At 66.0% G+C, this 14,568-nt stretch carries 15 protein-coding genes; 2 read left to right on the top strand and 13 right to left on the bottom strand.

The window, feature by feature from the left end:
* Positions 1–61: 61 nt before the first annotated feature.
* From otnK to KW836_RS05515, 13 genes are all read right to left on the bottom strand, one after another.
* A complete protein-coding gene (otnK, locus tag KW836_RS05575; RefSeq protein ID WP_218342643.1) occupies positions 62–1,315 on the bottom strand; it encodes a 3-oxo-tetronate kinase in 1,254 nt (417 codons plus the stop codon).
* Positions 1,312–2,220, bottom strand: a complete 909-nt coding sequence (gene ltnD / locus KW836_RS05570; RefSeq protein ID WP_218342642.1) for an L-threonate dehydrogenase — start codon at positions 2,218–2,220, stop codon at positions 1,312–1,314. The genes otnK and ltnD overlap by 4 nt, the downstream gene beginning before the upstream one ends.
* Positions 2,221–2,266: 46 nt before the next feature.
* A complete protein-coding gene (denD, locus tag KW836_RS05565; RefSeq protein WP_218342641.1) occupies positions 2,267–3,238 on the bottom strand; it encodes a D-erythronate dehydrogenase in 972 nt (323 codons plus the stop codon).
* A gap of 10 nt (positions 3,239–3,248) precedes the next feature.
* Positions 3,249–4,034: a 2-oxo-tetronate isomerase gene (gene otnI, locus KW836_RS05560; RefSeq protein ID WP_218342640.1), complete on the bottom strand. Its 786-nt coding sequence runs from the start codon at positions 4,032–4,034 to the stop codon at positions 3,249–3,251.
* Positions 4,035–4,073: 39 nt separating this feature from the next.
* Positions 4,074–5,396: an MFS transporter gene (locus KW836_RS05555; RefSeq protein ID WP_370633006.1), complete on the bottom strand. Its 1,323-nt coding sequence runs from the start codon at positions 5,394–5,396 to the stop codon at positions 4,074–4,076.
* 83 nt (positions 5,397–5,479) lie between these two features.
* Positions 5,480–6,118 (bottom strand): aldolase, encoded by a 639-nt coding sequence (locus KW836_RS05550; protein WP_218342639.1) that lies wholly within the window; start codon positions 6,116–6,118, stop codon positions 5,480–5,482.
* A gap of 146 nt (positions 6,119–6,264) precedes the next feature.
* A complete protein-coding gene (locus tag KW836_RS05545) occupies positions 6,265–7,416 on the bottom strand; it encodes a hypothetical protein (RefSeq protein ID WP_218342638.1) in 1,152 nt (383 codons plus the stop codon).
* 23 nt (positions 7,417–7,439) lie between these two features.
* The gene (locus tag KW836_RS05540) at positions 7,440–8,552 is read right to left on the bottom strand and encodes a hypothetical protein (RefSeq protein WP_218342637.1); all 1,113 of its coding nucleotides are present in this window, start codon (positions 8,550–8,552) and stop codon (positions 7,440–7,442) included.
* An 8-nt stretch (positions 8,553–8,560) separates the two neighbouring features.
* Positions 8,561–8,899, bottom strand: a complete 339-nt coding sequence (locus KW836_RS05535; RefSeq protein WP_175122112.1) for a multidrug efflux SMR transporter — start codon at positions 8,897–8,899, stop codon at positions 8,561–8,563.
* 2 nt (positions 8,900–8,901) lie between these two features.
* Complete coding sequence (locus tag KW836_RS05530; protein ID WP_218342636.1) at positions 8,902–9,783, bottom strand: decaprenyl-phosphate phosphoribosyltransferase; 882 nt, start codon at positions 9,781–9,783, stop codon at positions 8,902–8,904.
* Positions 9,780–10,403, bottom strand: a complete 624-nt coding sequence (locus tag KW836_RS05525) for an HAD family hydrolase (RefSeq protein WP_175122110.1) — start codon at positions 10,401–10,403, stop codon at positions 9,780–9,782. Before KW836_RS05525 ends, KW836_RS05530 begins: the two co-directional genes overlap by 4 nt.
* A gap of 301 nt (positions 10,404–10,704) precedes the next feature.
* Positions 10,705–11,142: a carboxymuconolactone decarboxylase family protein gene (locus KW836_RS05520; protein ID WP_175139497.1), complete on the bottom strand. Its 438-nt coding sequence runs from the start codon at positions 11,140–11,142 to the stop codon at positions 10,705–10,707.
* Between the two features lie 147 nt (positions 11,143–11,289).
* Positions 11,290–11,736, bottom strand: a complete 447-nt coding sequence (locus tag KW836_RS05515) for a hypothetical protein (protein WP_218342635.1) — start codon at positions 11,734–11,736, stop codon at positions 11,290–11,292.
* A 127-nt stretch (positions 11,737–11,863) separates the two neighbouring features.
* Here KW836_RS05515 and KW836_RS05510 point away from each other — a divergent pair, with 127 nt between their 5' ends.
* Both KW836_RS05510 and KW836_RS05505 read left to right on the top strand, forming a co-directional pair.
* A complete protein-coding gene (locus KW836_RS05510) occupies positions 11,864–12,259 on the top strand; it encodes a hypothetical protein (protein WP_175139495.1) in 396 nt (131 codons plus the stop codon).
* A 174-nt stretch (positions 12,260–12,433) separates the two neighbouring features.
* Entirely contained in the window at positions 12,434–14,530 is a 2,097-nt protein-coding gene (locus KW836_RS05505; RefSeq protein WP_218342634.1) for a PhoX family phosphatase, read from the top strand.
* Positions 14,531–14,568 lie beyond the last annotated feature (38 nt).

Here is a 14,568-nt window from a genome sequence, read left to right as displayed (position 1 = left end):
CGGACTACACCGCCGCGGACTGCACCGCCCCGGACCGCACCGCTCCGGCCTGCACAGGCCGCTAGCGAAACGCCTTCGTGAAAAAATCCCGGCTGCCGAAGTTGCCGGACTTCAGCGCGATGCTGATGTCGGCCTGCGCCACCGGCGCATAACCGGCGCACCACGGCACGCCCGGATCGATCTGGTCGCCGATCGTGATCTGCTCCAGGCCCAACGCCTGCACCACCGCGCCCGAGGTCTCGCCGCCGGCCACGATCAATTGCCGCACACCGCGCGCCACCAATCCGGCTGCGATGCGCGCGATTGCCGCTTCGATCATGGCGCCCGCCTGGCTCGCGCCGAGCGCGCCCTGGGTTTGCCTGACAGCGTCAGGCTGCGCCGTGGAATAGATGAGCACCGGGCCGTCCTGCATGCGCGGCTCGGCCCAGGCCAGCGCCTGCCCCGCCACGTCCTCGCCGGCGGCCAGCTTCATGGGATCCAGCGCCAGCGCGGGCCGGCCGCTTTCAATGAAGGCCGCCACCTGCGCATTCGTCGCGGCGGAGCAACTGCCCGCCACGACGGCCTGCAAGCCTTGTGCGCGCACCACGCCGGCGGAACCCGTGACCGACAGCCCCCAGTTGCCGGGCAATCCGATGGCCACACCGGAACCGGCCGTCACCAGCGGCATGCCGTGCAGCGCCGGGCCCAGTGCCAGCAGGTCGTCGTTGGATACGGCGTCGACGATGGCGATCTCGATGCCCTGCGACATCAATTCCTGGATGCGTTCACGAATGGCGGCGGTGCCGCGCGCGACCACGCTGTAATCGATCAAGCCCACCTTGCGCGACGTTTGCGCCGCCAGCACCCGCACGAGGTTGGGGTCGGTCATCGGCGTGAGCGGGTGATGCTGCATGCCGGATTCGTTGAGCAGCACGTCGCCCGCGAACAGATAGCCCTTGAACACGGTGCGCTTGTTGTCCGGAAACGCCGGCGTCGCGATGGTGAAAGCGGTATCCAGGTTCGTCATCAGCGCATCCGTGACCGGCCCGATATTGCCCTGCGGTGTGCTGTCGAACGTGGAGCAGTACTTGAAGTAGATCTGTTCGGCCCCTTGCGCACGCAGCCACTGCAGCGCTGCGAGCGATTGCGCGATGGCCTCGTCGGGCGGCAGCGTGCGGGTCTTCAAGGCGACCACCACGGCGTCCGCGTCGTCCCGCAGCGGCTCGCCCGGCGTGCCGATGGTCTGCACCGTGCGCATGCCCGCGCGGACCAGATTGTTCGCCAGATCGGTGGCGCCCGTGAAATCGTCGGCGATGCAGCCCAGCTTGATCGTCATTTGGCCTCCGGCAGGGAAATGCCCGGGAAAATCTTGATCACCGCGCTGTCGTCTTCGCGGCCATGGCCGGCCGACGACGCCTGCATGAACATCTGGTGCGCGGTGGACGCGAGCGGCAGCGGGAACCGGGTATGTCTTGCGGTATCCAGCACCAGCCCCAGGTCCTTCACGAAGATGTCCACTGCGGATAACGGCGTGTAGTCGCCCGCCAGCACGTGGGGCATGCGGTTCTCGAACATCCAGCTGTTGCCCGCGCTGTGCGTGATGACCTCATACAAGGCATCGGCGTCCACGCCTTCGCGCAGGCCCAGCGCCATGGCCTCGGCAGCGGCCGCGATGTGCACGCCGGCCAGCAACTGGTTGATGATCTTGACCTTGCTGCCCGCGCCCGCGCGGTCGCCCAGCCGATATACCTTTCCCGCCATCGATTTCAGTACTGACCCGCAAGCCTCGTAGGCGGCCGCGCTGCCGGCGGTCATCATGGTCATCTGGCCGGCGGCCGCCTTGGCCGCGCCGCCGGAGATGGGCGCGTCCAGATACAGGATGCCCTGCTCAGCCAGGCGCCCTTCCAACGCCACGGACCAGTTGGGGTCCACGGTAGAGCACATGACGAATACCGATCCGGGCCGCAGCGCGGCGGCAAGGCCGTCGTCGCCAAACAGCACCGATTCGGTTTGCTGCGCGTTGACGACCACGCTGACGACGATCTCGCAGGCCTGCGCCATGTCCGCCAGGCTGGCGCACGCCACGCCGCCCTGCGCCGCGAAGGCCGCCGCGGCATCGGCGCGAATGTCGTACACGTGGACCGCGTACCCGGCGCGGCGCAGGCTCTGGGCAATGCCCGCGCCCATCGCGCCCAGGCCGATGACGCCAACGCGGCGCGGTGTTTCTGTGGGTTTGCTCATGTCGTTCGTTGTCCGGAAGCGGGATGCAAAAGGGAAAGGCGGCGACTCAACGCTTCAGGTCGTCGGCCATGTAGGCGCGGACGATGTCGGCAAAACTGCCATCGCCCGTCAGGCCAAGACGGGTGGCGCGCGACGTGTCCCAACGCCCCGGCCAACTGCCGACGATGCGCTCGACACGCGCGTCCGCCTGCCAGCTGATGCGGTCGGCAACCTCGTCGCCCGCGACCTCGCGCAAGGCCTGCGCCATCTCGGCCGCCGTGACTGACACGCCAGGCAGGTTGATCGGCGTCCGGTCCGCCATCGCGTCGGCATCCAGCTCGCAGCCCGCGATCAAGGCAGCGATCGCGCCGCGCGGCGACAGCAGCCACAGCCGCGTGTCCGCGCCAACTGGGCACACGGCTGGTTCGCCATTCAGGGGTTCGCGGATGATGCCGCTGGCGAACGACGACGCCGCCGCATTCGGCCGGCCGGGACGCACGCTGATGGTCGGCAGGCGCAGCACACGGCCATCGACGAACCCGCGCCGCGTGTAGTCGGCCAGCAGCAGTTCGGCGATGGCCTTCTGCGTGCCGTAGGACGATTGCGGATTGAGCGCGGTGTCGTCGCGCACCGTGTCGGGCAGATTGCCGCCATACACCGCCACGGAGCTGGTGAAAATGACGCGAGGCTTGTGGCCCAGCGCGCGGCAGGTTTCCAGCAACGCGCGCGAGGCGTCCAGATTGATGCGCATGCCCAGGTCGAAGTCCGCCTCCGCCTGTCCGCTGACAATGGCGGCCAGATGAAAAATGGCGCGCGTCTCGGAATCGATGGCTTGCCGCAGCACCGCCGGGTCGGCAATGTCGCCTTCCAGCGAGCGCACGCGCGGGTCCTGCAGATCCGCCTTCACGACGTCCAGCAGATCGATTTGCGTGATGGTCTGGGGCTTGCCGCCTTCCAGCGCCAGCGTGCCGCGCTCGAGCAGTTTGCGCGCCAGCCGCTGGCCCAGGAATCCGGCGCCGCCGGTGATCAGTATCTTCATGATGGGATGCTCAACGATGGGTGAGATAGGGTTGGGCCCAGCCCAGGCCTTCGGACGTTCCGGCGCGCGGGCGGTATTCGCAGCCGATCCAGCCTTGATAGCCCAACGCGTCGATACGCTGGAACAGGTAGGGGTAGTTCAGTTCGCCCAGATCGGGTTCGTGACGGTCTGGCACGCCCGCAATCTGGATGTGGCCAATGCCGGGCATATCGCGTTCGAGCTTCATGGCGATGTCGCCTTCGACGATCTGGCAGTGGTAGATGTCGAACTGCACCTTCAGGTTGTCCGCGCCCACGTCGTGGCGAATGGCCTGTGCATCGTCCTGCCGGTTCAGGAAAAAGCCGGGAATATCGCGCGTGTTGATGGGTTCGATCACCACGGTCACGCCAGCGGTGGCGGCCGTGCGCGCGGCAAGCGCCAGGTTCCTGACGTAGACATCCCGGTGCGCCGCGTGGTCCTGGCCGGGACGGATCAGGCCTGCCATCACGTGCAGATGGCGGTTGCCCAGCACCGCGGCGTATTCCAGTGCCTGGTCCAATCCGCGCTTGAACTCGTCTTCGCGCCCAGGCAGCGATGCGATGCCGCGCTCACCCGCCGCCCAGTCACCCGGCGGCGCATTGAACAGGGCCTGCGTCAGGCCGTGCGCATCCAGGCGCGATCGGATCTCGGCCGCCGTGAAATCGTAGGGAAACAGGAATTCCACCCCCGTGAACCCGTCATGCGCCGCGGCGGCGAAGCGCTCCAGGAAGGGATGTTCCGTGTACATCATGCTGAGGTTTGCGGCAAGGCGCGGCATGTCGGTTCCTTTGATGCTGAGGTGATTGCGGACGCCGCGCTAGCGGTTGACCAGCTTGGCCGGCGTGAACCAGACCGCGATGGCGCCAATGACGAGCACGCCCGCCAGCACGTACATGCCGGACGCAGTGGAACTGGTCAGGTCCTTCAGGTAGCCGATCATGTAGGGGCTGGCAAAGCCGGCCAGGTTGCCCACGGAGTTGACGATGGCGATGCCGGCGGCCGCGGCCGTGCCGGACAGAAACGCGGTCGGCAGCGACCAGAACAGCGGTGCGCAGGTCAGCACGCCCGCGGCCGCCATGGACAGGAACACCAGCGACACCACGGTGTTGTCGGCAAAAGAAGCCGCCGCCGAGAAGCCTACGGCGCCCGCCAGCGCCGGCACGATCAGGTGCCAGCGGCGCTCGCGCCGGCGGTCCGCGGAATGGCCCAGCAGATTCATCACGACGATGGCGCACAGGAAGGGGATGGCGCTGAGCAGGCCGATGTTGAACGCCCCCGTCACGCCCGTGGACTTGATCAGCGTGGGCATCCAGAACGTCAAGCCATACTGGCCGGCGACGAAGGCAAAGTAGATCAGGCACATCCACCACACGCGCTTGTCGGCGAACACCGCGCGCAGCGAATGCTTCTGCGTACCTGTCTCCTTCTGGTCCTGTTCGATCTCGCGCGTCAGCAGCTTCTTTTCGTCGTCGCTCAGCCATTTTGCGCTGGCGATGCCATTGTCCAGATACATCACCGTGACCACGCCGATCACCAGCGCCGGCACGGCCTCGATCAGGAACATCCATTGCCAGCCCTGCAAGCCGTGCATGCCATGGAAGGCCTCCATGATCCAGCCGGACAGCGGATTGCCGAAGATGCCCGCCACGGGGATGGCCGACATGAACAGCGCGATGATCTTTGCGCGGCGGTGGGCCGGGTACCAGTAGGTCAGGTACAGGATCACGCCGGGATAGAACCCGGCTTCGGCCAGCCCCAACAGGAAACGCAGGATGTAGAAGCCCGTCGGGGTTTCGACGAACATGAACATGCCCGACAGAATGCCCCAGGTGATCATGATGCGCGCGATCCAGATGCGCGCCCCCAGCCGGTGCATCAGCAGATTGCTGGGCACTTCGAACAGGAAGTAGCCAATGAAGAAAACGCCGGCGCCCAGACCAAAAACGGTTTCACTGAAGCCCAGGTCCTGCGACATCTGCAGCTTGGCGAAGCCGACGTTGACGCGGTCCAGGTAGGCGATGACATAGCAAAGCATCAGGAACGGCACCAGCCGCCAGAACACCTTGGCATACGCGCGAGCGGTTTCGCGGGACTCGGGCGGCGACGAAGCCGCAGGCGCGGCGTGGGACGCCAGTTCCATCGGGGGCATTACCAGTCTCCATCAAGAATGCGCCGCCTTGATCCGCGCTGTCGCGGCCGGCAGGCTTTGTACGAAAAAGCGGATCAGTAGCGGGCGCCGAACGTGGCGCGCAGGGTCTCGATGGCCTCGTCCGTCAGCGGCTCGGGACGCGGCTGAGTCATCAGCCACAGGCGGGCGGTTTCTTCCAGTTCCTCGAGCGCAAACGACGCGTGGGACACCGACTTTTCCCAGACCACCGGGCCCAGCCGCTCGAACAAGGCGCCGCGCACCTGCCCCGCCACGGCGGCGACTTCGGCTGCCGCCTGCGGGTCGCCCGGACGGCGATAGCCGATCAACGGTATGCGACCCACCTTCATGACTTGATAGGGCGTGATGGGCGGCAATACCTCGTCCGGACGCCACACGCCCGCGAGCGTCAGCGCGACCAGATGGGTGGAGTGCGTATGCACGATGCCGCGGGAATCCGGGCTGGCGCGGTAGATGCCCTGATGCAGCAGCAAGGTCTTGGACGGCTTGCCGCCGGCGACCCAGTTGCCGTCCAGATCGACCTTGGCCAGCTCGGCGGGATCCAGCCGGCCCAGGCAGGCGTCGGTGGGTGTGATGAGCCATCCGTCGTCCAGCCGGGCGCTGATGTTGCCGGCCGCGCCGACGGTATAGCCGCGCGCATAGAGGCTTGCGCCGATGGTGCAGATTTCTTCGCGGATGCGGGCTTCTTCAGTCATGGAATGTCCCCGGGCGGCAGGGACGGGCAACGAACAGCAGACGCGGCGAAGCAGGCATGACGACGATGTCTCTTGAATAAAAGTTATCGGGTCATCATACAAATTTTGGCGATGAGCGGGTATGGGGTAAACCCGCGCACCGCCGATTACGCTTGCGCGCGATCAACGCCCGCCGCGGTCGGCGCGGCGGTGTTCATCCAGGCCGTCAAGGCCATTGCCATCAGCACCAGCAGCGACGGATACAGCATGCTCAAGTTGCGCGCCTCGCCCTCGGCGGCAAACAGCAGAAAGAGCGGCACATTGACCGCCAGCGCCATCAGCACGTGCAGCCGGAACGGCGCGGGCAGCAGGCGCCAGCCGGTGACGGCCACGCCCGCGATCATCAACACCATCACGGCGCTCAGCCCTTTGGGCAGCGCGACGCCGTAGGTGCTTTCGGTGCGGAACCAGTTGCCGGGGTCCAGGAAGTAGAAGAAATTCGCGCCCGGCTGAAAACTCACCGCACCGCCCGGGTTACCCGCGTAGCGCACGCGCAGGGCCAGATACACGCAGCCGCAGACGAACACCAGCCCCGCCACGACGGTTGCAGCCTTGAGGCGCGGCAGGCTGAGCCGAAGAATGGGATACAGCGTGACTACATAGAAGAAGAACGCCTCCTTGTTCCAGGTCGCCATTGCGGCAACGACGGCCAGCAGGCCCAGCCGCCCTGCCGCGCGCACGGGGCGTTCGACCGGGATGCGCCAGGCAAGCAGAATCGCGCATGCCATGAACAGCACTTCGAAGAAGTCGTAGAAGAAGCCGCCTTCGGTCAGAAAAAACGGCAGCAGCAACGCAATGACGAGCGGCGCCGCGGTGGCGGCGGCGTCGCTGGCGCCCGCCCGCAGGCACACCGACCGCATCGCGAACAGCGAGCCGAGCAGCGCCAGGAAGGTCAGGTAATAGACGATGTGATAGCGCAGCGTCACAGGCGCCTGCATCGCTTCCGACGCGGGAAAACGCATGGCCAGTCCTGACCGGCTGTTCACGCGGCGCGGGTCGGTCAGCCGCTCGGACAGGCGCTCGACGGTCGCGGCCGGCATCAGGTCTTGAATGCCATTGGCAATGGCCGGCGCGAACTGGCGGTACACGTAAGGCCGGTACGCGGTGCCGTCGACCATGGACGCCAGCGAATGCGGGCCGTGCCCGTCGTTCAGGCGCCACTTGGTATAGAACCCATTGAAGGCCGCCGCGGCGACCATGACATAGAGCATCGCCAACAGGAATCGGCGGTAGCCCACGCTATTGAAAAAACGGATCATCGGACTTCCAGGGTGACGGCTGGTCAGGGCGCGGTCTGCGGCCCCAGCCACTTTGCCAACGCCAGCGCCAGGAGGCACAGCAGCGCCGGATACAGCATGCTCAGATTGCGCATTTCGCCGGGCGAACAAAACAACAGGAACAGCGGCACGTTGATGGCCAGCGCCAGCTTCGCGTGCCCGCGCAGGGCATCTGGCAGCCGCGGCCAGCCATTGATGGCGATACCCGCGAAAGCCAGGATGCTGAAGAGACTGAAGCCGCGGGGCAGCAGGACACCATAGGTGTTCTCGGTAAGCAGCCAGTTACGGGGGTCAACGTAGTAGCGCAGGTTGTCCCACAGCTGGAAATCCACGGTGGAGCCGGGATTGCCCGCGTAACGCATGCGCAGCGCCAGATAGACGCAACCGCTCACCAGCAGCAGCACCGTCACGACGCCCGCCGCCGGCAGGCGCGGCAGGTTTCGCCGCAAGAGCGGGTACAGGGCGGGCGTGAAAAAGAAGAAGGCTTCCTTGTTCCACGTCGCCAGCCCTGCCAGCGCCACCAGCGCGCAAAGCCGGACCGGCGTCTGGCGCGAGGCGCCCAGCGCCAGCAGCACCGCGCTCATGATGAACAGCAGTTCGACGAAATCGTAGAAGTAGCCGCCCTCGGTCAAAAAGAACGGCACCATCATCGCCAGGACCGCAGGCGCTGCCGTCGCGGCCACCGCACCCGCCCCCGCCTGCTGCGCCACGCGGCGCATGACGAACAGCGAAGCCAACAGCGCGGCAAACGTCAGGTAGTAGACGAGGTGGTAGCGCAAGGTGACTGCCGGCAGCAGGGCCTCGGACGCCGGATAGCGCATCGCCAGACCCGAACGGCTGTTCACGCGCCGAGGTTCGGCCAGACGCTCGGACAGGCGCGCCACGGTGGCCGGCGGCAGCAACGCCTGGATGCCGTTGGCCAGCGCGGGCACGAACTGCCGATACACATACGGACGGTGGGCCGTGCCCTCGACCATCTGCGACAGCCCGAGCGCCGCATGGCCGTCGTTGAGCCGCCACTTGGTGTAGAACCCGTTCATCACGGCGGCCGCCACGACGACGTAGGCGCAGCACAGCAGGAACCCGCGATACCACGCGCTTTGAAACAGGCGTTGCATGGCTGCGCCTACTTCGAGACCAGGAAGACGCCGACGGCGATGAACGCCGCGCCCGCCATCCGCATGGCCGTGATGGTCTCCGTGCCGGACAGCAGGCCGTAGACGAACACGCCCGCAATCGCGCAGGCCACCATCAGCGGATACGCCAGCGTCAGATCGAGCTGGCGCAGCGCCAGCGCGTAGAAACCAAAGCCCAGGCCGTACGCGCCGATGGCGCCCGCATAGGGCAGCGCCTGCGTCAGCAGGGATGGCGTGGGTCCGTGCGCTGCGGCGGACCCCGCCGCCTTGAGCGCCACGCTGGCCACCACGCTGCAGGCCCCGCTGAGAATCAGCCAAAGATATGCCATGTCTACGTCCTTACCAGCAAAACCACCACCGCCACCCAGGCCAGCACCGCAAGGCGGATCTGGTTGTCGGCGAGCAGATCGCGGCCCGGCTCTTCGCCCGATCCGCCCTTGTACAGCAGGTAGATATACCGGAAGACGCCGAAGGTGACGATGGGCAGCGTGACGATCAGATGCTGCGTGCCGTGCAACGCGGCGGTGATGTCGTCCACCGTATAGAGGCCATACGCCAGCAGCGTCGTGCTGGCGGTGATGCCCACCAGGATGTCCAGCAGCTGCGGCGAATAGTGGCGCAGCACGGTGCGCGTGCTGCCTTGCGATGCCGGGGCATCGAGAGGCGCCGACGCGATCTCGGCACGCCGTTTGGCAAAACCCAGGAACAGGGTCAGCATGAAACTGCACAGCAGCATCCAGCGCGACGGGATGATGCCCACCGCAAAGGTGCCGCAAGCCAGGCGGATCATGAAGCCCGCAGCAATACAGAACACATCGACCAGCACCTTGTGCTTGAGGCTCAGGGTGTAGGCAATGTTCAGGGTCAGATAGCCGGCCACGGCCAGCGCCACGGGCCAGAGCCCGCACACGAGCGGCAGGCCGAGCGCCGTGCCAAACAGCACGACGATCAGCGCGCGGGCGGCGGGCAGGCCGACCCGTCCGCTGGCAATGGCGCGCAGCCGCTTCTTAGGATGCGCCGCATCGGCGGCGCGGTCGTGATAGTCGTTCAGGACATAGACCGCGCTGGACGCGAGGCAGAACGCGACAAAGCCCACGCCCACGGCAAACACCAGCGCGGGGTTCGTCCATCCGTGGCTGAAGATCAGGCCGATCAGCACGAAGCCGTTTTTCAGCCATTGCTGCGGACGCAGCAGGGAAATCAGCGCCCTCATGGCTTGACCGCCTGCCCGCGGTACCAGGCATGTTGGGCCGCGTCGATGAGCCATTGGTCGCCGCGGCTGTCGCCGTAGGCGTGCAGTTCATATTGGTCCGGACCGCCGTAGCGCTCGGTCAGGCGCCGCAACTTTTCAGGGCCCCAGCAGTTGTGTCCGTCAAAGTCGCCGGTCAGACGGCCCTGCGCATCGACCGCCATGCGCGTGCAGATGAGGTCGTCGAACCCGAGGTAGCGGGCCACGTCGTCGAGGTAGATATCGGGCGAGGCGCTGACCAGCACGCAGCGGTCGCCGCGCTGCTGGTGCCAGCGCAGCCGCTCGATGAGCGCGGGCCGCAGCGGAATGGTGTGCACCCACGCGCGGGCGATGCGGGCCAGCTCGGTGCGCGAGCGCCCGCGCAGCGCGGCGCGGCAGAGCGACTGCTTGGCGTCTTCGTTGCTGCGCAGACGCAGCGCGAACGCCGTCAGCGCCGGCGCGGTCCGCACGAACGCCGCCAGCAAGCCGACCCACGACAGATGGGCCAGGAAGGGAATGAATGTGTCGCGCTGAGTGAGCGTGCCGTCGAAGTCGAAGGCAGCGATCACGCGCGTGGGAGCGGGAAACTGCGTTTGTGTAGCCATACTGCTATCGCGACGGAACCCGGCCGGGCCTTGCCGTCACAAACTATGCCGGAAAATGCGTCAGCGCCCAAGGCGCAAACGCGTGATGTCAGACGCAGTCTCGCCGTGCGCGCAAGCCCGCAGCGAAACATGTGCCGGTTATTTCAAAATTTTTGTACTTGTAACACATCGGATTACAAGTCATCATAGCCCGCTCCCGATGCGGGCAAGCAGGAAAGAACCGCGTGAAATCCGCCGTTCTTCCCGCCGCTTTCAGTTTTCCCCCTGCTTCAAGGGCGCCCCGGCCCAGTGCCGGGGCGAGTCATCCCTGCTGCGCCTTGAACGCGCCTTCCTCTTCCAGCACCTGGTTGGCCACCTTGAAAGCGTCCAGGCCCGCGGGAATGCCGCAATAGACCGTGGCCTGCAGCAGGATCTCCTTGATTTCCTCGACCGTCACACCGTTGTTCAGCGCACCCTTGACGTGCAGCTTGATCTCGGCGGGCCGGTTCAGCGCCGTCAGCATGGCAAGGTTGAGCATGCTGCGCGTCTTCTTCTCGAGCCCGGGGCGGCCCCAGGTGTAGCCCCAGCACCATTCAGTCGTGATGTGCTGGAACGCCATCATGAAATCGTTGGCGCGCGCGATCGAGCCATCCACATAGTCGGCGCCGAGCACTTCACGGCGCAGTTCCAGACCTTGGTCGAACAGCGCCTGGGTTTCCGCCTGGGTTGGTGTCTGGGTTTTGGGGTCAGCGTCTGCCATGGGATGTTCCTCCGGGATGGTGGCGGCGGAAATCGAAGATCCGCCTGCGGGTGGTCGTTCGGCCGATTGTGGGCGTGCGGCATCCCGCCCGTCAAATCCCGCAGCTTCACGCAAAACGAGGAAGGGCTGATGACGCCGGCGCGCGGTTTACAGCGAATACCGGTAGTCGCAGTTCAACGTGGCTTGCAGGGGCGCCGGATAACCGCTGGCCGCCTTGCCGCCGGGACGCGGACCCAGCAGCCGGGCCTGGAACGTGCCGGCCATGTCGCCATCAGCCGTCTTTTTCACAGCCACGGTGGACGGCAGCGCATACAGCGTCAGCGCCTGTCCATCCGTCGGCGCGACCAGCGTGAACACCGACTGCGGGAAATTGGCGACGACATAACCGGGCGCCTCATCCGACGTGAACGACAGCGTGGCCGTCGCATAGGTCAGCGTCAGCGCCAGTTCTTCGGAAGACGGAGAAGGAATGTCGCCCTTCAACGCCACCTTGCCGCTCTCTGATATGCACGACAGCGATGCGGGCGCGGAGCCGGCCTGCGCAGTACTGGCCAGCAGGGCGATGAACAACAGACAGGTGGCGCGTGCAATCATGGTCACTCCTCACCGGCGCCAGCGTGGCGCACGCCGGCAAAATTTCGTCAGGAATATATCAGACGGTCATCCCCGTCTGCCGCGATCCGTATAGGATGGAGCGTCGTCCATCAGAAGGAGCGTCCCCATGCCATCAATGCGACATCCTGTTCTGGCCAGCGCACTGGCCGCGGCGCTCGCCGCCGCCCTGCCCTTCGCCGCCCACGCCGAGTCCGTCACGCTGCAGGTCGAGCAGGTCACGCCCGGCGCCGATCCGCACACGAACGCGCGCGTCGTCGACATCAAGCTCAAGCCTGACAGCGTCAAGACGCTGGCGAATTTCACGCGCGAGCGCGTGGGCCAGCGCGTGCAGTTTCGCGCAAACGGCATTCTGCTGTCCTCGGCCACGCTGATGAGCCCGCTGGACGGCGACAGCCTGCGCATCACCGCGGGCGAGCATGGCTTTGCGGGCAAGTCCGCCGAAGAAATCGCGCAAGGCATCATGAAGGACGGCGCGCTGACGATGGACGACGAAAACCGGTAAGCACGCCCGCCCTTGCATCCACAGGCTGACGCCCGCGCACGCGGCGTCAGCCTTTTGTTTTGGACAAGATGGCGCAGGCGCAACAGGTTTCAGTCATCTGTCATTAACCTTTCATTTCGGACTTCTAGTATTGCTCGTCCCCATCGGGCATCAGACCCAAAGCCAGGAGTTCAAATGAGCAAGTCCATCTCCGACAAGACCGTCCGCAATCCCAGCAAGAGCACCCCGTTCAGCGAGATTCTCGAAAAGAACATGTCCCGCCGCATGGTGATGCGCGGCGGTATCGCCGCTGCGTTCGCGACGATGACCAGCCTCGGTCTTGCCGGCTGTAATGGCAGCGACGACGATGACGACGATGCCGGCAACGGTGGCCAGAACCCCGCGCCGGAACAGCCCGGCACGGAGACGCCTCCGGCGCCGGCCCCGGTCAAGCTGGGCTTCGAGTCCCTGCCCACCTCCATGACCGACGCCTGTGTCGTGCCGGCCGGCTACATCGCCCATGTGTTCGCACCGTGGGGCACGCCGTTCAACGACAACGCGAATCCGTGGGACCGCAACGGCAACAACAGCTCGACTGACTTGCTGAACTCTACCGGCATGCACCACGACGGCATGCACTTCTTCCCGATCAACGGCAGCTCCACCGAGGGCCTGCTGGCGGTCAACCACGAATACATCGACCAGAAGGCGCTGCACCCGAACGGCGCAACCACCGTCGCCGGCAAGCGCCCCATCGAGGAAATCCGCAAGGAAATCAACGCGCACGGCGTCGCAATCCTGCACGTGCGCCTTGAGAACGGCCGCTGGACCATCGTTCACAACTCGCGCTACAACCGCCGCTTCACGTCGGCCACGCCGATGAAACTGGCCGGCCCCGTCGGCGGCACGGACTGGGTCAAGACCCCGTACTCGCCCAACGGCACGATGGTGCGCGGCACCAACAACAACTGCGGCAACGGCTACACCCCGTGGGGCACGTACATCACGGCCGAAGAAAACTGGGCCGCGTGCTTCGTGAACACCGGCACGCGTCCCGCGCACCAGCAGCGCGTCGGCGTGCCGAACGACAAGGGCCGCTACGAATGGGAAACGGGCGCCAACGACCCGCTGGAAGTCCAGGGCGAATTCGCGCGCTTCAACATCACCGAGACCGGCGCCGACTTCACGCAGGACTATCGCAACGAGGTCAACGGCTTCGGCTACCTGGTCGAAATCGATCCCTACAACGAGAACAGCATTGCCACCAAGCGCACCGCGCTCGGCCGCTTCGCGCACGAAGGCTGCGCCTACGGCCTGCCCGAAGCCGGCAAGCCGCTCGCCTTCTACAGCGGCGACGATTCGCGCTTTGAATACATCTATCGCTTCGTGTCGGAAGCCGTGTGGGATCCGAAGGACGCCGAGCGCACCGATCGTCTCGCGGTGGGCGCGAAGTACCTGGACAAGGGCACGCTGTACGTCGCGCGCTTTGACGCCGATGGCACGGGCCAATGGATCGCGCTCACCGGCACGACCGTGGGCGCCGGCGGCCGCACGCTGGCCGATGAGTTCGGCAGCCTCGAAAACATCATCATCAACACCCGCGGCGCCGCGGACTTCGTCGGCGCCACGCCGATGGACCGCCCGGAATGGACGGCCACGCACCCGACCAACGGCGACATCTACCTGACGCTGACGAACAACTCCAGCCGCAACGCCAGCCGCGGCACCAACCCGGCCAATCCGCGCCTGAACAACGTCAACGGTCACATCGTGCGCTGGCACGACGAGCCGGGCTCGACCAAGTTCAAGTGGGACATCTTCGTGTTTGGCTCCGACGCCGGCGCCGACGCCGACACCAACCGTTCCGGCCTGACCACGCTGAACCAGCTGGCCAGCCCGGACGGCATCGGCATCGACCCGCGGGGCATCCTGTGGATCCAGACCGACAACGGCATCGACGGCGGCCGCAACAACAACGTGGCCAAGGCAACCAACGACCAGATGCTGGCCGTGATCCCCGGCGCGCTGGCCGACAGCACCGGCACGGGCCCCGCCATCAACGCGACCAACCAGGCCGACCTGCGCCGCTTCTTTGTCGGCCCGAACGAAGCCGAAGTCACGGGCTTTGCCTTCACGCCGGACTACACCAGCATCTTCCTGAACATCCAGCACCCGGTGAACTGGCCGGCCTACGACACGGAAGATGCAACCACCGCCACCACGGGCGTCGTCCGCCCGCGTTCGTCGACGGTGGTGATCCGTCGTGCCGACGGCGGTCCGATCGGGGTGTGATGACAAGTCATCCGGGGTGACCCGCCCACCCTGAACGC

Origin of the sequence: Achromobacter sp. ACM05 (assembly GCF_019218915.1) — a bacterium.
Lineage (GTDB): Bacteria > Pseudomonadota > Gammaproteobacteria > Burkholderiales > Burkholderiaceae_B > Achromobacter > Achromobacter animicus.
This window is presented reverse-complemented; position numbering and strand designations above follow the sequence as displayed.

Bases quoted from the DNA above. Each gene is read 5' to 3' on its own strand.
- ltnD (WP_218342642.1), bottom strand. From the start codon at position 2,220: ATGAGCAAACCCACAGAAACACCGCGCCGCGTTGGCGTCATCGGCCTG.
- KW836_RS05515 (WP_218342635.1), bottom strand. From the start codon at position 11,736: ATGATTGCACGCGCCACCTGTCTGTTGTTCATCGCCCTGCTGGCCAGT.
- KW836_RS05520 (WP_175139497.1), bottom strand. From the start codon at position 11,142: ATGGCAGACGCTGACCCCAAAACCCAGACACCAACCCAGGCGGAAACC.
- KW836_RS05505 (WP_218342634.1), top strand. From the start codon at position 12,434: ATGAGCAAGTCCATCTCCGACAAGACCGTCCGCAATCCCAGCAAGAGC.
- KW836_RS05525 (WP_175122110.1), bottom strand. From the start codon at position 10,403: ATGGCTACACAAACGCAGTTTCCCGCTCCCACGCGCGTGATCGCTGCC.
- KW836_RS05545 (WP_218342638.1), bottom strand. From the start codon at position 7,416: ATGATCCGTTTTTTCAATAGCGTGGGCTACCGCCGATTCCTGTTGGCG.
- KW836_RS05530 (WP_218342636.1), bottom strand. From the start codon at position 9,783: ATGAGGGCGCTGATTTCCCTGCTGCGTCCGCAGCAATGGCTGAAAAAC.
- KW836_RS05510 (WP_175139495.1), top strand. From the start codon at position 11,864: ATGCCATCAATGCGACATCCTGTTCTGGCCAGCGCACTGGCCGCGGCG.
- KW836_RS05540 (WP_218342637.1), bottom strand. From the start codon at position 8,552: ATGCAACGCCTGTTTCAAAGCGCGTGGTATCGCGGGTTCCTGCTGTGC.
- KW836_RS05535 (WP_175122112.1), bottom strand. From the start codon at position 8,899: ATGGCATATCTTTGGCTGATTCTCAGCGGGGCCTGCAGCGTGGTGGCC.
- KW836_RS05555 (WP_370633006.1), bottom strand. From the start codon at position 5,396: ATGGAACTGGCGTCCCACGCCGCGCCTGCGGCTTCGTCGCCGCCCGAG.
- otnI (WP_218342640.1), bottom strand. From the start codon at position 4,034: ATGCCGCGCCTTGCCGCAAACCTCAGCATGATGTACACGGAACATCCC.
- denD (WP_218342641.1), bottom strand. From the start codon at position 3,238: ATGAAGATACTGATCACCGGCGGCGCCGGATTCCTGGGCCAGCGGCTG.
- KW836_RS05550 (WP_218342639.1), bottom strand. From the start codon at position 6,118: ATGACTGAAGAAGCCCGCATCCGCGAAGAAATCTGCACCATCGGCGCA.
- otnK (WP_218342643.1), bottom strand. From the start codon at position 1,315: ATGACGATCAAGCTGGGCTGCATCGCCGACGATTTCACGGGCGCCACC.